The 25,423-nt window shown below is 63.3% G+C and carries 21 protein-coding genes; 12 read left to right on the forward strand and 9 right to left on the reverse strand.

Features of this window, described 5'->3' with window-relative positions:
- The first annotated feature begins 47 nt into the window (after positions 1-47).
- The 4 genes from CXY78_RS16345 to CXY78_RS16360 all read left to right on the forward strand — a co-directional run bounded on the left by CXY78_RS16345 (position 48) and on the right by CXY78_RS16360 (position 4,947).
- Entirely contained in the window at positions 48-1,376 is a 1,329-nt protein-coding gene (locus tag CXY78_RS16345; RefSeq protein WP_104090274.1) for a nitrate/nitrite transporter, read from the forward strand.
- Between the two features lie 145 nt (positions 1,377-1,521).
- Positions 1,522-2,868: an RNA polymerase sigma factor gene (locus CXY78_RS16350; RefSeq protein ID WP_369827346.1), complete on the forward strand. Its 1,347-nt coding sequence runs from the start codon at positions 1,522-1,524 to the stop codon at positions 2,866-2,868.
- A gap of 43 nt (positions 2,869-2,911) precedes the next feature.
- Entirely contained in the window at positions 2,912-4,189 is a 1,278-nt protein-coding gene (locus tag CXY78_RS16355) for a MurT ligase domain-containing protein (RefSeq protein WP_134505311.1), read from the forward strand.
- Entirely contained in the window at positions 4,186-4,947 is a 762-nt protein-coding gene (locus tag CXY78_RS16360) for a type 1 glutamine amidotransferase (RefSeq protein ID WP_092340183.1), read from the forward strand. Before CXY78_RS16355 ends, CXY78_RS16360 begins: the two co-directional genes overlap by 4 nt.
- Positions 4,948-5,066: 119 nt before the next feature.
- On the opposite strand, the gene CXY78_RS16365 is transcribed toward CXY78_RS16360, so the two are convergent.
- Positions 5,067-5,303 (reverse strand): hypothetical protein, encoded by a 237-nt coding sequence (locus CXY78_RS16365; protein ID WP_092340182.1) that lies wholly within the window; start codon positions 5,301-5,303, stop codon positions 5,067-5,069.
- Between the two features lie 186 nt (positions 5,304-5,489).
- On the opposite strand from CXY78_RS16365, the gene CXY78_RS16370 reads away from it, so the two are divergent.
- Complete coding sequence (locus CXY78_RS16370) at positions 5,490-7,568, forward strand: type IIA DNA topoisomerase subunit B (protein ID WP_174776442.1); 2,079 nt, start codon at positions 5,490-5,492, stop codon at positions 7,566-7,568.
- 94 nt (positions 7,569-7,662) lie between these two features.
- Here CXY78_RS16370 and CXY78_RS16375 read toward each other — a convergent pair whose 3' ends face one another.
- Complete coding sequence (locus CXY78_RS16375) at positions 7,663-10,152, reverse strand: DNA topoisomerase (ATP-hydrolyzing) subunit A (protein WP_104090277.1); 2,490 nt, start codon at positions 10,150-10,152, stop codon at positions 7,663-7,665.
- Positions 10,153-10,274: 122 nt separating this feature from the next.
- On the opposite strand from CXY78_RS16375, the gene CXY78_RS16380 reads away from it, so the two are divergent.
- Positions 10,275-11,435 (forward strand): alkaline phosphatase family protein, encoded by a 1,161-nt coding sequence (locus CXY78_RS16380; protein ID WP_233197527.1) that lies wholly within the window; start codon positions 10,275-10,277, stop codon positions 11,433-11,435.
- 31 nt (positions 11,436-11,466) lie between these two features.
- Here the strand turns inward: CXY78_RS16380 and CXY78_RS16385 are convergent, their stop codons facing one another.
- Positions 11,467-12,060: a DUF3043 domain-containing protein gene (locus CXY78_RS16385; RefSeq protein WP_092340179.1), complete on the reverse strand. Its 594-nt coding sequence runs from the start codon at positions 12,058-12,060 to the stop codon at positions 11,467-11,469.
- A gap of 38 nt (positions 12,061-12,098) precedes the next feature.
- On the opposite strand from CXY78_RS16385, the gene CXY78_RS16390 reads away from it, so the two are divergent.
- The 5 genes from CXY78_RS16390 (at position 12,099) to CXY78_RS16410 (ending at position 17,400) form a co-directional block, all read left to right on the forward strand.
- Positions 12,099-13,586, forward strand: a complete 1,488-nt coding sequence (locus CXY78_RS16390) for a dipeptidase (RefSeq protein ID WP_104090278.1) — start codon at positions 12,099-12,101, stop codon at positions 13,584-13,586.
- Positions 13,587-13,744: 158 nt separating this feature from the next.
- On the forward strand, positions 13,745-14,125 hold the full coding sequence (locus tag CXY78_RS16395; protein WP_092340224.1) for an iron-sulfur cluster assembly accessory protein: 381 nt from the start codon (positions 13,745-13,747) through the stop codon (positions 14,123-14,125).
- A 227-nt stretch (positions 14,126-14,352) separates the two neighbouring features.
- Positions 14,353-15,243 carry a cytochrome c oxidase subunit II gene (coxB, locus tag CXY78_RS16400; protein ID WP_104090280.1) on the forward strand — a complete coding sequence of 297 codons (891 nt, stop codon included), beginning with the start codon at positions 14,353-14,355 and terminating at the stop codon, positions 15,241-15,243.
- Between the two features lie 3 nt (positions 15,244-15,246).
- A complete protein-coding gene (ctaD, locus tag CXY78_RS16405; RefSeq protein WP_092340176.1) occupies positions 15,247-16,977 on the forward strand; it encodes a cytochrome c oxidase subunit I in 1,731 nt (576 codons plus the stop codon).
- Positions 16,978-17,400 carry a cytochrome c oxidase subunit 4 gene (locus tag CXY78_RS16410; RefSeq protein ID WP_092340175.1) on the forward strand — a complete coding sequence of 141 codons (423 nt, stop codon included), beginning with the start codon at positions 16,978-16,980 and terminating at the stop codon, positions 17,398-17,400.
- Positions 17,401-17,489: 89 nt separating this feature from the next.
- Here the strand turns inward: CXY78_RS16410 and CXY78_RS16415 are convergent, their stop codons facing one another.
- The 5 genes from CXY78_RS16415 to CXY78_RS16435 form a co-directional block, all read right to left on the reverse strand.
- Positions 17,490-18,314: a putative RNA methyltransferase gene (locus CXY78_RS16415; protein ID WP_092340174.1), complete on the reverse strand. Its 825-nt coding sequence runs from the start codon at positions 18,312-18,314 to the stop codon at positions 17,490-17,492.
- 26 nt (positions 18,315-18,340) lie between these two features.
- A complete protein-coding gene (locus tag CXY78_RS16420; RefSeq protein WP_092340173.1) occupies positions 18,341-19,990 on the reverse strand; it encodes a ubiquinol-cytochrome c reductase cytochrome b subunit in 1,650 nt (549 codons plus the stop codon).
- On the reverse strand, positions 19,987-21,060 hold the full coding sequence (locus tag CXY78_RS16425) for a ubiquinol-cytochrome c reductase iron-sulfur subunit (RefSeq protein ID WP_104090282.1): 1,074 nt from the start codon (positions 21,058-21,060) through the stop codon (positions 19,987-19,989). The genes CXY78_RS16420 and CXY78_RS16425 overlap by 4 nt, the downstream gene beginning before the upstream one ends.
- Positions 21,061-21,152: 92 nt before the next feature.
- Positions 21,153-21,965 (reverse strand): cytochrome c, encoded by an 813-nt coding sequence (locus CXY78_RS16430; protein ID WP_092340171.1) that lies wholly within the window; start codon positions 21,963-21,965, stop codon positions 21,153-21,155.
- Positions 21,966-22,002: 37 nt separating this feature from the next.
- Entirely contained in the window at positions 22,003-22,632 is a 630-nt protein-coding gene (locus CXY78_RS16435) for a heme-copper oxidase subunit III (RefSeq protein WP_233197528.1), read from the reverse strand.
- A 143-nt stretch (positions 22,633-22,775) separates the two neighbouring features.
- Between CXY78_RS16435 and trpD the strand changes: the two genes are divergently transcribed.
- A complete protein-coding gene (trpD, locus tag CXY78_RS16440) occupies positions 22,776-23,828 on the forward strand; it encodes an anthranilate phosphoribosyltransferase (protein WP_092340222.1) in 1,053 nt (350 codons plus the stop codon).
- Positions 23,829-23,858: 30 nt separating this feature from the next.
- Here trpD and glpK read toward each other — a convergent pair whose 3' ends face one another.
- Positions 23,859-25,373 carry a glycerol kinase GlpK gene (gene glpK / locus CXY78_RS16445; RefSeq protein ID WP_092340170.1) on the reverse strand — a complete coding sequence of 505 codons (1,515 nt, stop codon included), beginning with the start codon at positions 25,371-25,373 and terminating at the stop codon, positions 23,859-23,861.
- Positions 25,374-25,423: the final 50 nt, after the last annotated feature.

Consider the following 25,423-nt stretch of genomic DNA (forward strand, 5'->3'; position numbering starts at 1 on the left):
GTCGACACGCCTGACCGGCTGGTCAGGAACGCGATAGGTTAGATCGAGTGAACTCGCGTCGATCCACCCTGATCTTTATCATCGGGTCGTTCGCGTACCTGTCGGCCGTACTCCAGCGCACCTCGATGGGAATCGCCGGGGTAGCCGCCACGGAGAAATTCGGCGGCTCGGCCGCCATCCTCTCGAGCCTGGCCGTCGTGCAGCTCGTCGTCTACGCCGCCGCGCAAATTCCGGTCGGGGTGTTGATCGATCGGTACGGCCCGCGAGTGCTCATGGTCACCGGAACGGCGCTCATGGTCACCGGCCAGGTGACACTGGCGCTGGCACCGGATATCTCGGTCGCCGTCATCGGCCGCATCCTGGTCGGCGCCGGAGACGCGACCATCTTCATCTCGATGATCCGCCTGATCAGTTCCTGGTTCAGCGGTCGCATCGTCCCCCTGCTGTCCCAGTGGATGGGCAACATCGGTCAACTCGGCCAGGTACTCTCCGCGGTGCCCCTGGCTTGGCTTCTCCACACCAGCGGCTGGAAACCCGCCTTCCTCTCGGCGGCATCCGTGGCCGTAATCGCCCTGATCGTGGTCATCATTTTCGTGCAGGACCGACCCAGAGACGTCACCGAGCACGTGCGTGCCAACAGCCTTGGCATCGCGCTGACCCAGCTGCGACACAGTTTTCGGCGCCCGGGCACCCAGCTCGGATTCTGGTCGCACTACGTGACGCAGTCGTCCGGCACCGTCTTCAGTCTGCTTTGGGGCTATCCCTTCATGGTCTTCGGCCTCGGCTACGAACCGGCGTTCGCCGCCGGAATGCTGACCGTGTTGGTCGGCGCCGGCCTCGTGTTCGGGCCGATCCTCGGCCTGCTGACCGCACGCTACCCACTGCGCCGCAGCAATATCGTGCTTGGTATCGTGACCGGCATCGGAATCGCGTGGGCGATCGTGCTGCTCTGGCCCGGCGTTCCACCGCTGTGGAGCATTGTGCTGCTGCTGGTCGTGCTCGGCATCGGCGGGCCGGGCTCGCTGATCGGCTTCGACTTCGCGCGCACTTTTAATCCGCAGCGCAGCCTGGGCTCGGCCAACGGCGTCGTCAACGTCGGTGGCTTCACCGCGAGCTTCGTCATGATGTACCTGATCGGGCTGCTGCTCGACCTGCAGAACGGATGGCGCGTGGCCGGGGGAGCAGCGAGCGACCTGTACGCGCTCGACGCATTTCGGGTGGCATTCACGGTGCAATACCTGGTCGTCGGAATCGGCATCGGTTTTCTCGTGCACGCCCGGCGGCGCACCAGACGCCAGCTCTCTCGCGACGAGGGAATAGAAGTCGCACCTATCTGGGTTGCACTATCACGCGCCTGGAAACGGCGTAACGGATGATCGTAGTACGTGTCGTGGCTTGTCGTCCAGACAAACCGTGCAATAATTATTTCCAGGACCCGTTCTGGTCCGGGGCACACCGAAGTCATTTCGGCGTGAGCATCCCGGGACTTGACATGGGTCCAAGTTCTGCCCAAAAACGCATCTGGCACCGTCACCGGTCGCACAGAAGCAGGTACGACTCCGCATGAGAGGTGTTCGAATGGCAACCACCGTCAAGACCGAGGTGACCGACGAGTCCGTCACGACTCCGGTAGTACCGCCGGTCAAGAAGACCGTCACCAAGGCTGCAGCCGCGAAGGCAGCAGCAGCCGAGGCCGCAGCGACGAAGAAGTCCGCGGCCGCCGGTTTGGCCGCCGAGAAGCCGGCCCCGAAGAAGCGCGCGACCAAGGCGAAGGTCGTCAAGAAAGACGACGAAGCCGACGTCGACGGTGGAACGGACGCCGATGACGACGAGTCAGACGAGGACAGCACCAAGCGCACGGCATCGACCGAGCCGCTCCCCAGCGGCGCCCTCGTACTCTCCCTGGTCGACGATGACGACGAGGTCCCGGTCTATTCCAGCGCCATCACCGGCGCCACGGCCGACCCGGTCAAGGACTATCTCAAGCAGATCGGTAAGGTCGCCCTGCTGAACGCGGCCGAAGAGGTCGAACTCGCGATGCGCATCGAAGCCGGCCTGTTCGCCGAAGACAAGCTGTCGGAGATGACGGATGTCGAGAAGAAGAACGCGCTCGGCCGTGAGCTGCAGTGGGTTGCCAAGGACGGCGCCCGAGCCAAGAGCCACCTCCTCGGTGCCAACCTGCGGCTCGTCGTGTCGCTCGCCAAGCGCTACACCGGTCGTGGAATGCAGTTCCTCGACCTGATCCAGGAGGGCAACCTGGGCCTCATTCGTGCGGTCGAGAAATTCGACTACACCAAGGGCTTCAAGTTCAGCACCTACGCCACCTGGTGGATTCGCCAGGCCATCACCCGGGCCATGGCCGACCAGGCTCGCACCATCCGTATTCCGGTGCACATGGTCGAGGTCATCAACAAGCTCGCCCGTGTGCAGCGCCAGATGCTGCAGGACCTCGGTCGCGAACCCACCCCTGAAGAGCTCAGCCGCGAACTCGACATGACGCCCGAAAAGGTCGTCGAGGTTCAGAAGTACGGTCGCGAACCCATTTCGCTGCACACCCCGCTCGGTGAAGACGGCGACAGCGAATTCGGTGACCTCATCGAAGACACCGAAGCCGTCGTGCCCGCCGATGCCGTGGGTTTCACCATGCTGCAGAAACAGCTGGAAAGCCTGCTCGACTCGCTGTCCGAACGTGAAGCCGGTGTGATTCGCATGCGCTTCGGCCTCGGTGACGGCATGCCGAAAACGCTCGACCAGATCGGCGACACCTTCGGGGTCACGCGCGAGCGCATCCGCCAGATCGAGTCCAAGACGATGGCCAAGCTTCGTCACCCGTCCCGGTCGCAGTCCCTGCGCGACTACCTCGAGTAAACGTGACAGTGACAGGTCCCACCCGGATTGCGTTGTGCGGTTCGTGAGTTCCCTTCGGTACGCCCCCGCGATTCTCATCGGTCGGGCCGTTCGTGTGCTCGCGCGCTGGCGCAAACCGGGCGGTGGCTCGGCCATTCCCGGCGTCGTCGTCAACCGCATCGCCCCGGGCTTTTTGGCCGCGGCGCTGAACGGGTTTCCGCTCGGCCTGGTAATCGTGACCGGGTCCAGTGGCAAATCAACCACGACCAAGATGCTCGTCGCCGTTCTGCGCGCGCACGGCCTGTCCGTATTCACCAACCAGTCGACGGCCAACATCAGCCAGGGGCTGACCAGCGCCCTTCTGGAACAGGTCAGCCTGTCCGGCACGATTGCCGGCGACGTTGCCGTGCTTGAAATGGATGAGGGACACGGCGCGTTCATCGCCGGCTCGCTGACTCCGCGGGTCGTCGCCCTGACCAACGTCATGGTTGACCAGATCGACCGGTTCCACGACTCCGAAATGGTCGCCGCCCTGCTGGCGAAAATCGCTGCACGGGCTACGGAGTCGGTCGTACTCAACGCTGACGACCGCTACCTGGCCGATCTCGGTCACGATCTCGAACCTGGCGTTTCGGTAGCCCGCTACGGTGTAACCGCCGAGGTTCTCGCTCAGTATCCACGCGGACTCGGTTACGCCGACACCGCACCGATTCGCCTGCCGAACGGAACCGGGCTCCAGCTCACCCGGGTGGCCGGCCTGGACGCCGACGTGCAGTTTGCCACGGGCGTTCACAGCATCCGCTTGCCGGCTCGCGGCATCCACTACGCCGTCGACGCGCTGACCGCGCTGAGCACGGCCCAGTCGACCCTGGGCGTACATTTTGATCCGGCGATCGCCTGCACGGCGCTGTCGGCCATGCCGGCCGTTTTCGGACGCGGCGAGGTCGTCACCGTTGGCGGCAAGACCGTTGAGTTTGTGCTCGTGCAAAACCCGTCGAGTTTTCAGCTCAACGTGGACAGTCTCGAACCGGGAACCGAGCAGATTCTGGTGATCATCGGCTCCGACGTGCGTGACCCGTCGTACTTCTGGCCGGTGGACACCTCTGGGCTCGGCCACGTACTCATCGCCTCCGGGCTCAAGGCGCACGACATCGCCCTGCAGCTGGCCTACGACGACGTCACCGTCGACCGCATCGAGCCCGATGTCCCGACCGCTCTCGACGCGTTCCTAGCCCTGCCCGATCCCGTCTCCGGGGTGAAAACCATCATCTTCTCCGCCGACGGAATGCGGCGCACCCGCGCGCACCTCGGCCTCGTCTCCAACTCTGAGGAGCCGGTATGACTGCCACTTCGCTGGACCGCCCGTTCACGGTCGTCTCGCTGCTGCCGCGCCTTCTGAACACGAACGGTGATGCCGGCAATGCTCGTGTGCTCGCGCAGCGCGTTCGGTGGAGCGGCCACGACGCGCGGGTGGTCGATGTGCATTCCCGGGCCGACCTGCCCGAGCACGTGGATGCCGTGTCGATCGGTTCGGGAACGGATGCTGCACTTCTGCCGGCCAGGGACAACCTTCGTACCCTGGTGGAGGAACTGCGCCTCTGGTCCAATTCCGGCGTGCCCATCCTGGCCGTCGGCACCGGGTGGGAACTGCTGAGCTGGGGGAGCGACCTCCCCGACGGCAGCGTGCTGGAAGGACTCGGCCTCGTAGCCGGCCACGCCGTGCCACGCGCCGCCCGCGCTACCGACGACATCATCGTCGCCTCAAAATACGGGCGGCTAATCGGGTTCGAAAACCATGCCCGCGACTACGTCGGTGCTGAAGCCAGCCCGCTCGGCCGGGTGCTGTACGGCACCGGCAACGCGGATGCTCCGGCGAGCGGACCTCAGATTGAGGGACTGACCATGGGTGAGGTGTTTTGCACCCACCTGCACGGGCCCGTTCTTGCTCGCAATCCCGCACTCGCCGACCACCTGCTGCAGGCAGCCTTTAGCCGCCACGATCTCGAATATGCGCGCGGCGCGACGGCCGAGTCCGTCGATGACACCGCGCGGACGGCCCGCAACCAAGTGGCCGTGCGGCTGGGCCAGAACGCCGAATAGGGGCTGCGGACTGAGCGCGGTTCCGGAGACCGAAAAGTCGCAGCGACGAAAAGACCGCGCCGGCAACTGGCCTTAGCCAGCCGCCGGCGCGGCATCCGTTTTGAGTGCCTACCAGCCCGCTAGGAGCGCTGGTCTTCGAGCAGACGGCTCGATTCGTCATGCCAGCTTTCGGCAATGGTTGCCAGCTTCTCCTGGTGCTTGCGGCCGTGGTGCGCGCAGAACAGCAGCTCACTGTTTTTCACGACGACACGGATGTAAGCCTGGGCACCGCACGCGTCGCAGCGGTCGGCTGCGGTGAGCTGGTGGGGGGCGCCCTGGTTGTCTACAGCACCATTTTCGGTGGCGATCTGGGACATATTCTCCTCCTCCAGACTGAATTACATGAACCCTCTTATCTAATGTAAACACGCCGCAGGGCCAATGACGAGATGATTGGCCGGTATTTCGCTCACCGCGTAGACGTGTCGTGGGGGGGGTTGCCTGCCGCGCCGTGCCTCCAAAGCGCGAAAGATTCCCGGTCGGGGCCGGTATTCTTGGTTGTTGTGAGCTCTGACTATTCCGCGCGCCACCTGTCAGTCCTTGAGGGACTCGAGGCAGTGCGCAAACGCCCCGGCATGTATATCGGTTCCACCGACTCGCGTGGACTGATGCACTGCCTGTGGGAGATCATCGACAACTCCGTCGATGAGGCCCTGGGCGGGCACGGTGCCAGCATCAATATCGAGCTGCATCCCGACCAGAGCGTCGAGGTGCGCGACACCGCCCGCGGAATCCCGGTCGATATCGAACCCAAGACCGGCCTGACCGGTGTCGAGGTCGTCTTCACCAAACTGCACGCCGGCGGAAAGTTCGGCAGCGGTTCGTATGCGGCGTCGGGTGGTCTGCACGGGGTGGGGGCCTCCGTTGTCAACGCGCTGTCCGAACGTCTCGATGTCGAGGTCGACCGCGACGGCAAGACCTGGGCCATGTCGTTCCACCGCGGTGAACCTGGCCTGTTCGCGGATTCGGGGGAGAAGAGCCCCGACGCACCGTTCACTCCGTTCGAGAACCAGAGCGAGCTGCGCGTGATCGGCAAGGTCAAGCGCGGCGTCACGGGCACTCGCATCCGCTACTGGGCTGACCGGCAGATTTTTACCAAGGGTGCAGCGTTCCAGACCGACGAGGTGTTGAACCGAGCCCGCCAGACCGCGTTCCTCGTTCCCGGCCTCGCGATCGAGGTCGCCGACCGTCGCACCGAGGAGCCCGTCACTAGCCTGTTCCAGTTCGACGGCGGCATCAGCGAATTCGTCGAACACCTCGCGACGGATGCCCCGATCACCGATACCTGGCGGCTCACCGGCAACGGCACTTTCACTGAGACCGTGCCGGTGCTCACCGACAAGGGCGCCATGGTGCCGACCGAGCTCACGCGCGACTGCCAGGTGGACATCGCCCTGCGCTGGGGCACCGGCTACGACACGATCGTGCAGAGCTTCGTCAATATCATCGCTACTCCCAAGGGCGGCACCCACCAGGCCGGTTTCGACGCCGGACTGCTGAAGTTCCTGCGCGGCCAGGTCGAACTGAACGCCCGCCGGCTCAAGGTCGGCAGCGACAAGGTCGACAAAGACGACGTGATGGCCGGACTTACCGCCGTGCTCACGGTGCGCCTGCCGGAGCCGCAGTTCGAGGGCCAGACCAAGGAGGTGCTCGGCACACCGGCGGTGCGGGCGATCGTCGCCAACGTCGTCGCGAAGGCCATGGCGGAGCGGTATGCGTCGCCGAAACGCGATGACAAGACCCAGTCAGCGCTGCTGCTCGACAAGATCGTCGCCGAGATGAAGTCACGCATCTCAGCCCGCGCCCATAAAGAAACCCAGCGGCGCAAGAACGCCCTGGAAAGTTCGTCGCTGCCGGCCAAGCTGGTCGACTGCCGCAGTAACGACGTGTCCACGAGCGAGCTGTTTATCGTGGAGGGGGACTCGGCCCTCGGAACGGCGAAGCTCGCCCGCGACAGCGAGCACCAGGCGCTATTGCCGATCCGCGGCAAGATTCTGAACGTGCAGAAGGCATCCGTCGCCGACATGCTCTCCAACGCCGAGTGTGCGTCGATCATCCAGGTGATCGGGGCCGGCTCCGGTCGCAGCTTCGACCTGTCAGCGGCGCGCTACGGCAAAGTCATCATCATGAGCGATGCCGACGTCGACGGTGCCCACATTCGTACCCTGCTGCTCACCCTGTTCTTCCGCTACATGCGCCCCATGATCACCGAGGGCCGCGTCTTCGCCGCCGTGCCGCCGCTGCACCGGGTCGTCGTGATGAACCCGGGCTCGAAGCCCAACGAGACCATCTACACCTACTCCGAAACCGAGCTGCACGGGGTGCTGAGCGCCCTCGAGAAGAAGAATCGTCGTTATCAGGACCCGATCCAGCGCTACAAGGGCCTCGGCGAAATGGATGCCGACCAGCTCGCGACCACCACGATGGAACGTGCCCACCGCACCCTGCGGCGCGTGCGTGTCGACGACGCCGAAGCCGCCGGCAAGGTTTTCGAGCTGCTTATGGGCAATGACGTCGCCCCGCGCAAGGAGTTCATCATCGACAGCTCCGACAAGCTGTCCCGCGATCGCATCGACGTCTGAGGCATCCCAGCGCCCTCGTGGCACGTATTTGAGAAGCCGGCACGTGTTCAAACCAGTGCCGCGTTCTCCAACGCGTGCCACGAGGTGCGCGGGCTTAGATTTCGGTGCCGATTGCTCCGATTGACGCGTCGAGCATGACTCCGGAGGCGTCCCGGCGGGAGCCGGAGTCCGGCAGGGTGCGGGGAGTGCCGTCCGGACCGACGGCCCGGGCCGGAGCTCGCCCGACCCAGGCCACGGCGAGGGTGTCCTCACCCTTGAGGAAGCGCTGGGCGCGAACACCGCCGGTGGCGCGACCCTTGGCGGGATACTCCGAGAAATCGCTCTGCTTCGCGCTCCCCGGGTCGGTGCCCGGGAGGGTCTGACTGCTTGACGCCACGGTGGCCACAACGGCCGCCGCCACGTCCTCGGCTGACAGGCTGGTGAAGAACACGACGGTTTCCCCCGTCGTCAGCTTGATTCCGGCCATGCCGCCGGCTGCTCGGCCCTGCGGCCGTACACCGGCGGCGGTGAAGCGCAACAGTTGCGCATCCGTCGTGATGAAGACGAGGTCGTCGTCCTCTGCACCCTGCACCGCGCCGACCACCTCGTCCTTCGGCTTGAGCGCGATGATCTCCCAGGAGGGTTTGTTGGCCCAGTCGCCGGGAGTGACCCGCTTCACGATGCCCTGACGCGTGCCGAGCGCGATCGCCCGGTCGGAGTCCAGCGAGACGATCGCGAGCACTCGCTCCTTTTGGTCGGTGAGCAGCAGATATTCGCTGATGCGCACCCCGGCGGCGAGCTGAATGGACGTCGGCGGCATCACAGGCAGGTCGACGGGGGAGAAGCGGATGAGCCGCCCCCGGTTGGTCACCGCGCCCACCTCGGTGCGGCTGGTTGTGTCGAGCGTCGAGAGCACGGCATCGTGTTTGCTGCGGCGCTGCGGTGGCTGGATCCGCGGCGGCAGCGAATCGTCGACAGCGACCAGATCGACCCGGGCGATGCGCCCGGTCACGCTCAGAAACACGCGGGTGGGGATGTCCTGCACCTCGAGCACGGCCGCCTGGCGTTTGGCGGCAGCCACCGACAGGCCGGCAATGCTCGGCTTGGCCTCGGTCAGGACTGTGCGACGTGGCGTGCCGAACTTCTCGGCGACCGCGCCCAGTTCCTCTGACACCAGGGTGCGGATCGCGGCTTTCGAGGACAGTAGTTTCTCGAGTTTCGCGATTTCAGCGAGCAACTGGTCACGTTCGGATTCGAGCTCGATGCGGGAGAATTTGGTGAGGCGCCGCAGCCGCAGTTCGAGAATGTATTCGGCCTGAATCTGACTGAGGTCGAACACGTCGATCAGTTTTGCGCGGGCCTGCTCAGTGTCGTCGCTCGCGCGAATCACCTGGATCACCTCGTCGATGTCAAGGATCGCCACCAACAGGCCAAGCACGAGGTGCAGGCGTTCCTTGCGCCGGGCCAGTCGATAGGCCGAGCGACGGGTGACGACCTCGATGCGGTGGTTGACGTAGACGTGCAGCAGTTCGAGCAGCCCAAGAGTCTGCGGGGCTCCATTGACGAGGGCGACAGCGTTGATGTTGAACGAGTCTTCCAGTGGGGTGTACCGGTAGAGCTGCTCGAGCACGGCATCGGGACTGAAACCGGTCTTGATACCGATGACCAGACGCAGTCCCTTGGTGCGGTCGGTGAGATCGGTGACGTCCGAGATGCCGCTCAGCTTCTTGGAGTTGACACCATCCTTGATCTTCTCGATCACCTTTTCCGGGCCGACCAGGTAGGGGAGTTCGGTCACGACGAGCCCGGTTTTTCGGGCGCTGATCGCCTCGACCGAGACGCGGGCGCGGGTCTTGAAGCTGCCGCGGCCGGTACTGTATGCGTCCTTGATGCCGGCCAATCCCACGATGGTACCGCCGGTCGGCAGGTCCGGCCCAGGCACGAATTCCATGACGTCATCGAGTGTTGCGTTCGGGTGGGCGAGCAGGTGCCGGGCGGCCCCGACGACCTCGATCAGGTTGTGCGGCGCCATGTTGGTGGCCATCCCGACGGCGATGCCACTCGTGCCGTTGACGAGCAGGTTGGGGTAGGCAGCTGGCAGCACGTCGGGCTGGGTGAGCTGGTTGTCGTAGTTCGGCACGAAGTCGACGACGTCTTCGTCGAGGTTTTCGGTCATTGCGAGAGCGGGCGCGGCTAGGCGGGCTTCGGTGTAGCGGGGCGCGGCCGGCCCATCGTCGAGCGAGCCGAAGTTGCCGTGCCCGTCGATGAGCGGAACCCGCAGGGAGAACGACTGGGCCATGCGCACCAGGGCGTCGTAGATCGCGGTATCGCCGTGCGGATGCAGCTTCCCCATCACCTCGCCCACAACCCGGGCGCTCTTCACGTGGCCCTTGTCGGGGCGCAATCCCATTTCGCTCATCTGATACAGGATGCGACGCTGCACCGGTTTGAGACCGTCGCGGGCGTCGGGCAGAGCCCGGGAGTAGATCACCGAATAGGCGTACTCGAGGAACGACCCCTGCATCTCCACCGATACATCGACGTCTTCGATGCGCTCGGTGCTGGCTGTGCTGGCGGCTGGTGCGGTGCTGTCTGAGCGGCTCATTGAAAAATTCTGCTTCAAGCGTGCCACGGCAACCGATCGAACGGTCACCGCTGCACTGCGTAGGGAGCGCTCTCGGGAGCGCTGGAGGGCTCGGGTTCGTCCCTGTGAAAGAATTAGACCCGATGCCCACCATGCTACCGGCCCGCCAATTCAGTGCTCTGCGCCTTGCCGATGTTCTCACCAGTTCCCTCGACGCCGTCTGCGCCCGGCCGAACACGCTGGGCCTGCCCGCCGTGCGCAAGGCGGTCGTGATTCTGGCCGATGGGCTAGGCGTCAGCTCGATCCGGGCACGTGCCGGGCACGCACGATTCCTGTCGTCCCGGCTCAACAAATCGAGCATCATCGACGGAGTCTTCCCGGCCACGACGGCCGCGGGAATCGCGACGCTCACCACCGGCGTGGAACCTGGCCAGCACGGACTGGTCGGCTACCAGGTGCTCGACGGGGCCAACGACCGCGTCGTGAATCAGCTCACCGGCTGGGATGACGGCATGCAGCCGGCCACCTGGCAACGGGCCCGTACCGTCTTCGACCTGGCCGCCGATGACAACGTGCCGAGCTTCGCCATTGGCCCCAAACGATTCGTGGCCTCCGGCTTCACCCAGGCGGTACTGCGCGGCGCCCAGTACGTGCCGGCCGAGAAGGTGGCCGATCGCTTTGCCGCCACGCGGAGCATCCTGAATGAGAATCCCACCGCCCTGATCTACCTCTACGTGGCCGAGCTCGACGTGGCAGCGCACGCGCACGGGTGGGAGTCTGATCGGTGGCTGGCCCAGCTGGAGAATCTTGACTCCGAGGTGACCCGGTTCGCTGCCACTCTGCGCTCCGACGAGGGCGTGCTGCTCACCGCCGACCACGGGGTGATCGACGTGCCGAGTACCAAACACGTGCTCTTTGACACCGAGCCAGCGCTCGTGGCCGGCGTGCGCCACATTGCGGGGGACCCGCGCTGCGTGCAGCTCTACCTCGAGCCGCAGTGGTCAGCGGCCGGGTCCGACTCGAACGCCGCCGACACGCTGGCGGATGCCTGGCGGGCGTCTCAGGGGGACCGCGCCTGGGTCTACACCCGCGATGAAGCGGTGGCGGCCGGCCTGTACGGCCGGGTAGCCGACGAGGTGTTGCCGCGCATCGGCGACGTGCTGGTCGCCGCGCGCAAGTCCATCGCGTATTACGACTCCCGCCCGGCGAACCAGAAGGCACGCGGCATGATCGGACAGCACGGTTCCCTCACCGATGAGGAAGTGCGTGTGCCGCTGATCCGAGCGGGCGCCTTCGCTCGGTAACCCGCCGAAACCGCCCGCGGAGTACCCGGTGCTAAACCGGGTACTGGCGGCGCTTTACCTGCGGCTTGGGCAGCCGCATCGGCCGCAGCTGGAGCGCGCGCATAGCCGCGTACCAACGCACGCGTTCAGCCTTGTCAGAACCGAACTTGGCCTCGATCTTCTTAGTGAGTACGAAGCCGAGTACGACGCAGTCGACGACAGCGAAGATGAAGAACGCCCACAGGGCGATGATCGAGTAGCTCGAGATGCTCGGGATCGTGGTGAGGAGGATGACCAGGAACATGATCGGGATCATCAGCTCCCCGACGTTGAACCGGGCATCAACGTAGTCGCGGGCGTAGCGTTTCTGCAAGCCGCGTTCCCGCAGTGGCAGGTACTTGTCCACACCGGCAGCCATTCCGGCACGCGCGACGTCGCGCGCGGCGGTCGACTTAGCGCGCGCCTGCTTGGCTGCGAGTTTGCGGTCATCCGGAACCAGTGGGCGCTTGTTGGCCGCTTCCTGCTTTTTGCGGGTCGGGGTTGCCTGACCCTTGCCTGCTGTGTGCGAGAGACCGAGGCGCGCTGCGGTCTCGTCGGAACTTTCAATCGACGGCTGGGCGTCGGGGTTTACGGGAGGCTTGGCCACATCAAATCCTTGCAATTGGGTGCCTTAAGATTACCGGTATGACTGGTAACCCACAGACGAATTCCCATTCCACTGGCCGAACGCCCGACGCTGCCGCCAATTCCGGCGACAATTCAGCCGCCGATTCGGTCACCAAGGCCGGCCTCCGGGGCGCGGTCGAACGGGGTCTCCCTAGCACGATCGCCGACCTGTGCGCGCTGGTGCGCATCCCGTCGGTGTCCTGGGCGGCCTTCGATCGTTCGCACGTCGCCGCGAGTGCCGACGCCGTCGCCGCGCTGGTGCGCGGGCTTGACGTGTTCGAGTCGGTCGACATCGTGCAGGCCGCCATTGCTCCCAGCAACTCGGGCGGCGCTGCCGAACTCGGGCAGCCAGCGATTCTGGCGTCGCGCGCGGCCCGCAACGGACGACCGACCGTCCTGCTCTACGCGCACCACGACGTGCAGCCTCCCGGCCAGGACGAGGATTGGGAGTCCGATCCGTTCACGCCCACCGTGCGCGGCGACCGACTCTATGGGCGGGGAGCTGCCGACGATAAGGCTGGCGTCATGGCGCACGTCGCGTCCATCCGCGCTCTCGTTGCGACCGTCGGCACCGATTTCGATCTGGGAATCGCGCTGTTCATCGAGGGCGAGGAAGAATTCGGCAGCCGCTCCTTCGCCACGTTCCTCGACGAGAACCGCGAGGCTCTGCGCGGGGATGTCATCGTGGTAGCCGACTCCAACAACTGGGACATCAACACGCCGGCAATCACCACGGCCCTGCGCGGAAACGTGACGCTTCGGTTGACCGTGCGCACGCTCGCCCACGCTTCACACTCGGGTATGTTCGGTGGAGCCGTCCCCGATGCGATGCTCGCCACCATCAAATTGCTGTCAACGTTGTACAACGAAGACGGGTCGGTGGCCGTCGACGGCCTCACCGCCATTGACGTTCCTACACCGGACTATTCAGAGGAACAGCTACGCGCAGAAACCGGCCTGCTGCCCGGCGTCAGCCCGATCGGCCACGGCTCGATCCTGAGCCGGATCTGGTCGCAACCAGCCCTCACTGTGACCGGAATTGACGCACCCACCGTCGACAACGCTTCCAACACTCTCACCCCCGCGGTGACGGTTCGGCTCAGCACTCGCATCGCTCCCGGCCAGTCCGCGGTTGAAGCCGCCGCAGCCATCGAGGCGCACTTGCACGAGCACGCGCCGTTCGGCGCGGTTCTCGAGATCGACGATGTGGATACCGGCGAGCCCTTCCTCGTCGATATCAGCGGCTGGGCCGTGACCGAAGCTCGTTCCGCCATGACGGCTGCCTGGGGCGTTCCCCCCGTCGACATCGGCGTCGGGGGGTCGATCCCGTTCATTGCCGAGCTGGTGCGGGTCTTTCCGACGGCTCAGATCCTGGTGACTGGAGTGGAAGACCCTGACTCCCGGGCCCACAGCCCAAATGAGTCTTTGCACCTCGGCGTGTTCAAACGCGCCGTACTCAGTGAGGCATTCCTGCTCGGAAGCCTGAACGACCGCAACGGACACTGAACAAACACCGGGTCAACTGCCGACGGCCAAAGAAATGTGAGAGCGTGGGAATGCCCGCGTCGACTTTCTGGTTGTCGAAGGTAGAATTTATGACATCGTCATCTATGAGACCGCACTGAGCGTGATTGCGTGAACCGAGGAGAAGCATGACCGACACCATGACAGAAACCGTCAGCGTTGCTGACACCGCGCCTACTGACACCGCACACGCTGCACACGGCGTCGGACTCACCGAGGCAGCGGCGCTCAAGGTCCGCAGCCTGTTGACTCAGGAAGGTCGCGAAGACCTGCGTCTGCGCGTTGCCGTGCAGCCCGGCGGCTGCTCCGGCCTCGTCTACCAGCTCTACTTCGACGAACGCGTACTCGACGGGGATGCGCTCGTCGATTTCGACGGTGTCGAGGTCGTTGTCGACAAGATGAGCGTTCCCTATCTCGACGGCGCCTCGATCAACTTCGAAGACACGATTGAGAAGCAGGGTTTCACCATTGACAACCCGAACGCTGGCGGCAGCTGCGCCTGCGGGGATTCCTTCCACTAAAAAAAGTTCCACCGGCGGGGACATCATCACTTTGATGGTGTCCCCGCTTTTTTTCTACCCAATCTGCACCGGATTCGCCCGGAAATGCTCCATCAACAGGGTTTCACGCGCACAAATCGTGTGCGACCCGACCCGGAGTGCACTTCGTGTGCACTCTCGCGGAGTAAGCTAGGAATCGATCAAAACGCTTCCTGAGAAGCGTCCTCGAATCTCCCGAAAGGTCCCCGGTGCGCAATAATCACCGCCTTCGTTGGGCTGCCATTCCGCTCGCAGCGACGTTAGCCGTTGTACTGGCCGGATGCACGCAAGCCCAGCTCCATGGTTTCCTGCCCGGCTTTGAAGAAGAGGGCGAGACGGCGGTGACCAATCAGACCGATCGCATTGCGGGTCTCTGGACCACCTCGTGGATCGTGCTCCTGGTCGTGGGCCTCATCACCTGGGGCCTCATCATCTGGACGATCGTCGTTTATCGTCGACGAAAGGGCCAGACCGGGCTTCCGGTTCAGCTTCGGTACAACATGCCGATCGAGATCTTCTACACCGTCGTGCCGCTCATTCTCGTCGTCGGCTTCTTCGCCTTCACCGTGCGCGACCAGATCGCCATCGAGGCACGCTACGACAATCCCGATGTGACGATTGAAGTTCAGGCCAAGCAGTGGGCCTGGGACTTCAACTACGTCGACGAAGACGTGTACTCACCCGGAATCCAGGGCCAGCTTGATCCCAAGGGCGAAACCGGCGCGATTAACCAGTCCGAGCTTCCCGTGCTGGTACTCCCGGTTGACAAGACCATCGAGATAGCACTGGAATCTCGGGACGTCATCCACTCGTTCTGGGTTATTGACTTCCTGTACAAGAAGGACGTCATTCCCGGCAAGACCAACTACATGTCGGTCACCCCCCAGCGCATCGGAACCTATGCGGGCAAGTGTGCTGAGCTCTGTGGCGAATACCACTCCCTCATGCTCTTCAACGTCAAAGTCGTCTCCCAAGCTGACTACGACACGTACATCGAGTCCCTGCGCACCGCGGGTAACGTCGGTCAGCTCGACAATGAGTTCGACCGCAATCAGAATCAGCCGGGCACCAGTGCCCCGACGGCTCCGGAGGGCAACTAAGCCATGACTACGACCATCGCACCAGTGGAGTCTCGCCCGGCCGCGCCGGTCTCCACGTCGGCGGAGCGCAAGGGCAACGTCCTTGTTCGGTGGATCACCTCCACCGACCACAAGGTCATCGGGTACATGTACCTGATCACCTCGTTCATCTACTTCTGCCTCGGCGGCGTCATGGCGCTGATCATTCGCGCCCAGCTGTTCGCCCCGGGCCTTGACGTCGTGCAGACGAAGGAACAGTACAACCAGCTGTTCACGATGCACGGCACGATCATGCTTTTGATGTTCGCGACGCCGCTCTTCTTCGGCTTCGCCAACTTTCTGGTTCCGCTGCAAATCGGCGCCCCTGACGTCGCGTTCCCTCGCCTGAACGCTCTCGCCTACTGGTTCTTCAACTTCGGCAGCCTCATCGCCGTCGCCGGTTTCCTCACCCCGCAGGGGGCGGCATCCTTCGGCTGGTTCGCCTATCAGCCCCTGGCCAGCACGACGTTCTCGCCGGGTGTTGGCGGCAACCTCTGGATGGTCGGCCTGGGTCTCTCCGGTTTCGGCACGATTCTCGGCTCAGTGAACTTCATCACCACCATCATCACCATGCGTGCCCCGGGCATGACGATGTGGCGCATGCCGGTCTTCACCTGGAACTCTCTCATCACGTCGCTCCTCGCGCTCATGGTCTTCCCGGTGCTCGCTGCAGCGATGCTCGCCGCAGCCTCGGACCGCATCTTCGGTTCGCACATCTATGATCCAGCCAACGGTGGTGCCATCCTCTGGCAACACTTGTTCTGGTTCTTCGGCCATCCCGAGGTGTACATCATTGCGCTGCCGTTCTTCGGCATCGTCTCCGAAGTGTTCCCGGTCTTCAGCCGCAAACCAATGTTCGGGTACAAGACCCTGATCTACGCGACCATCTCGATTGCCGCGTTGTCCGTCACCGTCTGGGCGCACCACATGTACGTCACCGGCTCGGTTCTGCTCCCGTTCTTCTCGCTCATGACGATGTTGATCGCGGTACCCACCGGGGTGAAGATCTTCAACTGGATCGGCACCATGTGGCGAGGGTCAATCACCTTCGAGACCCCCATGATCTGGGCCATCGGCTTTCTCGTCACGTTTACTTTCGGCGGCTTGACCGGTGTCATCCTGGCTTCGCCGCCGCTCGACTTCCACGTGTCTGATACCTACTTTGTTGTCGCCCACTTCCACTACGTGGTCTTCGGTACGGTGGTGTTCGCAATGTTCAGCGGGTTCTACTTCTGGTGGCCGAAGTGGACGGGCAAGATGCTCAACGAGAGCCTCGGGAAATGGCACTTCTGGTTGCTGTTCATCGGCTTCCACACCACCTTCCTGATCCAGCACTGGCTCGGTGTTATGGGCATGCCGCGCCGGTACGCGACCTACTCACCGGAAGACGGGTTCACCTGGATGAACCAGGTATCGACGATTGGCGCCATGATTCTCGCGGTGTCAATGATTCCGTTCTTCCTGAACGTGTACATCACGGCCCGCAAGGCTCCGATGGTGACCGTGAACGATCCGTGGGGTTACGGTTCGTCGCTCGAGTGGGCCACCTCGTGCCCGCCGCCGCGCCACAACTTCACTTCTATTCCCCGTATCCGCTCCGAGCGTCCGGCCTTCGACCTGAACCACCCCGAAGCCGGCCTGCCCGTCGGCATCGGCCCTGGCAAGGATGCGCCCGACGCCGCGGTCTACGACATCGATTCGAATCAGGTCAAGTAAATGAAGACCAACGTCAACATCCTTTGGGTCCTCACCGCCTTCTTCGGAATCGTCACGGTCGTCTACGTGGCGTGGAGCCTACTCGACCCAGCCCACGGAAAAGTGGAATGGGCGGGAACGTTCACGCTGGGGCTGTCAACCCTGCTGGTAGCGTTCATCGCCTTCTACCTGGACAAGGTCCATGCCGCCCAGGGCGCGGAACTGCCCGAAGACCGTCTGGATGGCAACATCGATGACGGTGACCCGGAGATGGGCTTTTTCAGCCCGTGGAGCTGGTGGCCGATCTTCCTGGCCGCATCCACAGCGCTGCTCTTTCTCGGGCTCGCGGTCGGAATCTGGATCTGCTTCATCGGACTGGGGCTCGGCCTGGTGGCCCTGACCGGCTGGGTCTACGAGTACTACCGGGGCTTGTTCGCCCGCTAAGCACACGACGCGGACTATACCGATCTCCCTCACGGGTGGTCGGTATTGTCGTTTAACGTGCCCGTTTCGCCGGGGCATCCAGCGGCCTGCTATCGACGCCGAAAGCCGAAGATATCGAAGGCAACCGTCACGAGTTGGTCGAGACCCGTGCTGTCCTCGCCGGCGGAAGAGCGCGAATGGTGCGAGGACGGTCCCATTCCGATGAGCGATGCAACCTCGAATGGTGACAGGTGCACTGTGCGGTCGAGTTGGTCGTGATGCTCGAGGCGGAACCAGGCGGCCAGGCTCGTGGTCAAATGGGCGGCTTTGTCGGCTTGCATCTCTACGGCCAGCCCCGACTCCCGAAGCTGACGCAGGTGCGTCGGTTGCGGCACTACGACGAGCAGTAGACCGTCGGGCCGCAGAACGCGTTGGAATTCCGCAGCGTTGCGCGGTGCGAACACGTTCAGAATCACGTCGGCGGCGCCGGCCCGAATGGGAAGGGGCGACCAGACATCCGCCACCAGCCCGTCAACGCGATCGTGCGAGCGGATGGTGCGACTCACGGCAGTGGGGGAGAGGTCCATTCCCAGCGCTCGCACGTCGGCTCCCGGGGGCAGCGCTGCGCCCAGGTAGTAGCCGGTTCCGCAACCCACGTCGAGAAGCCGCCGGGGGGACTCACCGGCGACGACAGTGTGGATGGCGTCTCGCAGTGGGTCGTACCACCCGGCGCGAAGGAATCGGTCCCTGGCCTCCAGCATGGCCGCGCTATCGCCGATGAATTTGCGTGGGCCGGTGAGCAGGTTGACGAACCCCCGTTTATTCACGTCAAAGGAATGACCCCGTTCACAGGCCAGCATGAGTTCGCCGCGGGGATGCAGGGGGAGAAAACAGTTCGGGCACCGAAGCCACTCCGATAAAGTCTGGAGTGACATCGATGCCCGTTCTGTTTGATTTCTGTCTACTTGTCGGTGATCTCCGCGGGGTGATCGCCGTGAGCCTGATTCAGCTCAGCCTGCGTGACCGGAGTAATCCGGTCCTCGAAGAACCAGCGGGATAGTCCGGCACGCACCTTCTCGGCCGGGCCGATCTTGCCCTGAGCGTTCGGGCGCAGCATGAGCGGCTTGAAGTCGCTGTAGCTGACCAGCTTCCAGCGTTCGTACTCGTCAACCGGCTGGTGTACCTCGACGAATTCGCCACCGGGCAGCCGAACGATGCGGCCGGATTCGTAGCCGTGCAGGACAATCTCGCGATCCTTCTTCTGCAGAGCGAGGCAGACCCGCTTGGCGATGAAGAACGCAAGGAACGGTCCGAGCAACGTAGTGGCCTGGAGCGTGTGAATGACGCCCTCCATGGTCAGGTGGAAATGCGTGGCCATGATATCCGACGACGCTGCCGCCCACAAGGACGCGTAGAACGTCACGCCGGCCGCGCCGATTGCGGTGCGGGTCGGAGCATTGCGCGGGCGATCGAGCACGTGGTGCTCACGCTTGTCGCCGGTGATCCATGCCTCGATGAACGGGTAGACCATGACTGTCACGATGAACAGTCCGACCACGATGAGCACCACAAGGATGTTAAGCGAGTAGGTGTGGTTGAGCCAGACGAACTCCCACCCGGTCGGGATCAGCCGCATTGCACCGTCGGCGAAGCCAATGTACCAGTCGGGCTGGGTACCGGCTGACACCGGTGACGGGTCGTATGGGCCATAGTTCCAGATCGGGTTGATCGTGAAGAGCGAGGCGATGAGCATGACCACGCCGAAGACGATGAAGAAGAATCCACCGGCCTTGGCGGCGTATACCGGCAGAACCGGGTAGCCGACCACGTTCTGGTTGGTGTGTCCGGCAGCCGGGTACTGGGTGTGCTTGTGCACGACGACGAACAGAAGGTGCATGGCGATCAACGCGACGATGATGGCCGGCAGCAGCAGAATATGCAGCGAGTACAGCCGTCCAACGATGTCGGTACCTGGAAATTCGCCACCGAAGAGCAGGAAGGAGACCCAGGTACCAACGACCGGGATGCCCTTGATCAGGCCGTCGATGATGCGCAGTCCGTTACCGGAGAGGAGGTCATCGGGGAGGGAGTAGCCGGTGAAGCCTTCGGCCATGGCCAGGATGAAGAGGATGAAACCGATGACCCAGTTGAGCTCACGCGGCTTGCGGAACGCACCCGTGAAGTAGATGCGCAGCATGTGCAGGCCGATGGCGGCCACGAACAGCAGGGCCGCCCAGTGGTGTACCTGACGCATGAGGAGGCCACCACGAACGTCGAACGAGATGTCCATCGTGGAGGACATTGCCGCCGACATGGGGATGCCCTTGAGCGGGGCATAGGAGCCGTTATAGACGACTTCTGCCATGGAGGCCTGGAAGAAGAAGGTCAGGAATGATCCCGAGAGCAGAATGATGACGAAGCTGTACAGCGCCACCTCACCGAGCAGGAACGACCAGTGGTCGGGGAAGATCTTGCGGCCCAACTCCTTGACTGCGCCCGAGATACTCGTACGTTCGTCAATGTAGTTGGCGGCGGAGGCGGTGAAGCCACCGGCTTTCTTCACCCCGACGCCCTGGTCCTCAGCGGATTCGCGGGTGATTATCGTGGTCATGCTCGCTCCCAGAAGCTCGGGCCGACTGGTTCAGTGAAATCGCTTTGCGCGATCAGGTATCCCTCAGCGTCCACGGCGATCGGGAGCTGGGGTAGTGCCCGTTTGGCCGGACCGAAGATGACCTTGCAGTGGTTCTCAACGTCGAACTGCGACTGGTGGCACGGGCAAAGCAGGTGGTGCGTGTGCTGTTCATAAAGGGCAACCGGGCATCCAACGTGGGTGCATATCTTAGAATATGCCACGATGCCGTCATAGGACCAGGACTTGCGGTCTTCCGTTTCGACCAGATCGTCCGGATCCATTCGGATGAGCAGAACGGCTGCTTTCGCCTTCTCTTCCAAACGGCCGTGGCCCATTTCGGACAGGCCTTCGGGAATGACGTGGAACGACGAGCCAAGCGTGACATCCGCTGCCTTGATCGGGGTTCCGCTCGGGTCCATGGTGAGGCGAACGCCCTTTTTCCACATGGTCTCGTTGAGCAAGGCCACCGGATCCTGGTCCATCGGGCCGAGGCCACGAAACAGAACGACCGCCGGGAGCGGGAAGACGACGAGCGCGCCGATGAGGCTATTGCGAATGAGTGTGCGGCGGCCGAAGCCCGATTCCTCATTGGCCTGCTGGAAGATTTCTACGGCACGGGCCCGAACTGGCTCGGTCCCACGCACGGGGTGGCGTTCGTCAACACCCTCATGATCGCTCATGAGCGCCTTGCCCCAGTGAACAGCGCCGATACCGATGGCGAGCAACGCGAGGCTGAGGCCGAGACCAATGAAGAGGTTGTTCAGTCGAACCGACCCCGGATCCTCGGCCACGATCGGAAAGGCCATGTACGCGGCAATCGCGAAGACACTACCCACGATGGATACATAGAACAGCGTATAAACGGTGCGCTCAGCCTTGCGCTCTTCCTTGTGTTCAAGGTCGGTGATGCGCGGACGGTGCGGCGGGAATCCTGGGTTAGCCAGGGCATCCCGTGTAACGACGGCTGTGCTTGCGGCGGATGTCGCGAGCTGCGCGCCAGGCGAGTCGGCGGCGGTTACGTCCTCCGCGCCGTTATCGTCCTTGGCCATGGGTCTCCTTTGTGGGTGTAAATACTGTGCACTGTGGTGCTACGCGACGTTCAATCGGTACCGAATGAAGTGTCAAGACCGGATACCGACTCTTAGTTTGATTTTGCCGTGATCCACACGGTGAGGGCCACGATTGCGCCCAGTCCGAAGATCCAGATGAAGAGTCCTTCAGCTACCGGCCCCAGAGAACCGAGAGCTAGCCCGCCCGGTGACGGGTTGTCCTCGACGTACTTGAGATACGTGATGATGTCGCGCTTGTCTTCGGGCGAGATGTTCATGTCGTTGAAGACGGGCATGTTCTGCGGGCCGGTGATCATGGCCTCGTAGATGTGCTGGGCAGAAACGTTCTCGATGGCAGGAGCAAACTTGCCCTCGGTCAGTGCGCCACCGGCACCGGCGACGTTGTGGCACATAGCGCAGTTGATGCGGAACAGCTCAGCTCCGGTTGCGGCATCGCCGGCAGCGTCCAGCAGCTCGGCGGCGGGAATACCCGGACCGGGAGCCAGCGAGGCCACGTAGGCCGCAAGCGCTGCAGTCTGCTCGGCCGTGAACTGCACCGGCTTCTTCTGCGCTTGCGGACCCTGCATCTGCATCGGCATGCGGCCGGTGCCGACCTGGAAGTCGACCGAGGCAGCGCCGACTCCGATCAGGCTGGGACCTTCTGACGAGCCCTGAGCGCTGAGGCCGTGGCAGGTGGCGCAGTTTGCCGCAAAGAGTTTTTCACCCTGGGCGATTGTCTGCTGGGAGGAAGCATCCGTTGTCGCAACGGCAGTGCTGCTGCTGAAGGCGACATAGGCGCCTCCCGTAAAGAGCAGTCCGATGGCAATGAGCGCAACGCTGGCGAGTGGATGGCGACGCCCGGTCTTGCGTGGTCGGCGTGCGCGAGGGGTTTTGATCGTGGTCATGCTGAAGTAGTCCGCTCCCGTTTCTAGGTATGTACTTCTATTTGAGAACGTAGATGACCAGGAAGAGCCCGATCCAGACGACGTCGACGAAGTGCCAATAGTAGGAAACCACGATCGCGCTGGTGGCTTCTTTATGGCCGAAGTTCTTGACCGCGAAGCCGCGCCCAATCACAAGAAGGAAGGCCAGCAGGCCAGCGGTCACGTGAATGCCGTGGAAGCCGGTCGTGATGTAGAACGCTGAGCCGTAGGCGTTGGAGGAGAGTGAAATACCCTCGGACACCAAGGTGGCGTATTCAAACACCTGGCCGGTGACGAAGATTGCGCCGAGAGCGTAGGTCAGGAAGAACCACTCAACCATGCCCCACTCACTCGGCTTCCAGCCGGTTGAACGAGCCTGCAGCCGTTCGGCGGCGAATACTCCGAACTGGCAGGTCACCGACGACGACACCAGCACCAGAGTATTGATCAATGCGAAGGTGAAGTTGTGCTTGTCGGCCTCAAAGAGCCACAGCTCGGGGGAGGTTGAACGGAGCGTGAAGTAGATTGCGAAGAGCCCCGCGAAAAACATCACCTCGCTCCCCAACCACACAATGGTGCCTACAGCCACGCTGTTGGGCCGGTTCACGACGGGCGCACTCGCCGTCTGAGTAATTGAGGTGCTGGTCACCCTTCTATTATGGCCGATATTCCCACAGTTTTTTCTCAAACAGGCGTGCAAGTGAGAGTTTCTACCCCGTCGGGGTGGGAAAATTCAGCACTTACAGGCCGTGAATTCGGGGGAGTTGGGCCCGTTCTCCTATGATCGGAATCATGCTTGAATCGCAGTCTTGGCCCAACATATTAAATTCTCTTCTTTCCGGCAGGGACCTGAGTGTGGCAGACGCCGCCTGGAGCATGGAACGCATCATGCTCGGCGAAGCCTCTCCTTCCCAACTGGGCGCTTTTCTCGTTGCCCTTCGCGCCAAAGGGGAAACCGTCGATGAGATTGTCGGATTCCGGGATGCGATTCTTGAACAGGCCATTGTGCTGCCGGTCAATCCGATGGCACTCGACATTGTCGGGACCGGTGGTGACCAGTTCGGCACCGTGAACATCTCGACGATGGCGTCTATAGTCTGCGCAGCGGCCGGTGTTCCGGTCGTCAAACACGGCAACCGGGCCGCCAGTTCCGCATCCGGGTCATCCGATGTACTCGGCGAATTGGGCATCGATCTGTCCCGAGACGCGACCCGGGTCGCCCAGGTCTTCAAAGAAACCGGGATCACTTTCGCCTTCGCGGCTGCTTTTCATCCCGGATTCCGCCACGCGGCCCTCACCCGCAAGGAGTTGGGGATCCCCACCGTGTTCAACTATCTCGGCCCGCTGTGCAACCCGGCGCGGCCGGAGGCATCCGCTGTGGGGGTCGCCGACCTCGATCGAGTGCCGCTCTTCGTCGGCGTCTTTCAGACCCGAGGCGCGACGGCACTGGTCTTTCGCGGGGATGATGGGCTCGATGAAATGACGACCACCGGGCACAGTCACGTCTGGGAGGTCTCGCGCGGCCTCGTGACCGAACACGACATCGACCCGCGGGATCTCGGCCTGAAGCGAGCGCACATCAGCGAGCTGGTGGGCGGTTCGCCCCAGCACAACGCGGATATCGTGCACGCCGTGCTCGCCGGCGAGCCGGGCCCGATTCGTGACATCGTGCTGCTGAACGCCGCGGCCGGACTGGTTGCGTTCGACCTGGCCAATGATGCGTCGCAGGTGCAGATCGCCATCCTGGACCGTTTTCGCAGCAAATTGGCGGTGGCTGCCGAGGCGATTGATTCCGGGGCGGCCACGGCCAAGCTGGCGTCGTGGATTGCGGCGACCCAGGTCTGAGATCGGGCCGCCGCAGTTTTGGGCTGTTCGTTAGAGGACGTCCTCGTCGACCCACCCGAAGGTCTTCGTGACCGCCTTCTTCCAGTTGCGCAGCTGGCGGCTGCGTTCGGCTTCGTCCATCTGCGGCGTCCACCGGCTGTCTTCCTGCCAGTTGGTGCGCAGCTCGTCCAGGCCGCTCCAGAAACCGACGGCGAGGCCGGCAGCGTAGGCTGCGCCCAGCGCCGTCGTTTCGGCGACGACCGGTCGGACCACTGGAACACCGAGGATGTCGGCCTGGAATTGCATGAGCAGATTGTTCGCGATCATGCCGCCGTCGACCTTGATCTCGGTGAGGGGGACACCCGAGTCGGCGTTGACCGCATCGATGACCTCCCGCGTTTGAAAAGCCGTCGCCTCGAGTGCCGCTCGCGCGATGTGCCCCTTGTTCACAAACCGGGTGAGCCCGACCAGGGCCCCGCGGGCGTCTGAACGCCAGTACGGCGCGAACAGTCCCGAGAATGCGGGAACGAAATACGCTCCGCCGTTGTCGTCGACTGTTTTCGCGAGGGCCTCAATTTCTGAGGCTGAGCTGATCATGCCGAGGTTGTCGCGCATCCACTGCACCAGCGCACCGGTCACCGCGATGGAACCCTCCAGGGCGTAGTGCGGGGCGTCATCGCCGAGCTTGTACCCAAGGGTGGTCAACAGGCCGTTCTTGGAGTGCACAATTTCGGTGCCGGTGTTGAAAATCAGGAAGTTTCCGGTGCCGTAGGTGTTCTTGGCCTCGCCCTGATCGAACGCTGCCTGACCGAAGGTCGCGGCCTGCTGGTCGCCGAGGATACCGGCGACGGGGACCTCGCGCAGCAGGCTCGAGGTGTGCGCAGTGCCATAGATCTCCGACGAGGAACGGATCGACGGCAGCATTGACTTCGGAACGTCAAAGATGGCTACGATCTCATCGTCCCATTGCAGGGTTTCAAGGTCCATGAATAGCGTGCGACTGGCGTTGGTGACGTCGGTGGCGTGCACTCCGCCGTCAACGCCGCCGGTGAGGTTCCACAGGACCCAGGAATCGGTGGTGCCGAACAAAAGGTCGCCGGCATCCGCTTTGGCGCGAGCGCCCTCGACGTTTTCGAGGATCCAGACGATCTTGGTGCCGGAGAAGTAAGTCGCCAGCGGCAGCCCGACCTTCTTCTTGAACCGTTCGACCCCACCGTCAGCGGCGAGGCGGTCGACGATGGGCTGGGTGCGGGTGTCCTGCCAGACGATGGCGTTGTAGACGGGGACTCCGGTTGTCTTGTCCCAGACCACCGCGGTTTCACGTTGGTTGGTTATTCCGATGGCTTTGATATCGTGCCGGGTGAGGTTGGCCTTGGAGAGCGCCTGCCCGATCACTTCGCGGGTGTTGTCCCAGATTTCCTTCGGGTTGTGCTCGACCCAGCCGGCTTGCGGGAAAATCTGCTCGTGTTCGAGCTGCCCGGTCGACACGATCGATCCGGCCTTATCGAAGATGATGGCCCGGGAACTGGTAGTTCCCTGGTCGATGGCGAGAATGTAGTCAGTCATTGGTGCGTGTCCTCCTAGTGAGTGTGCTTGGCGTTTGCGCGTGTGCAGAT

Origin of the sequence: Cryobacterium sp. N19 (assembly GCF_002929595.1) — a bacterium.
GTDB classification, from domain to species: Bacteria; Actinomycetota; Actinomycetes; order Actinomycetales; family Microbacteriaceae; genus Cryobacterium; species Cryobacterium flavum.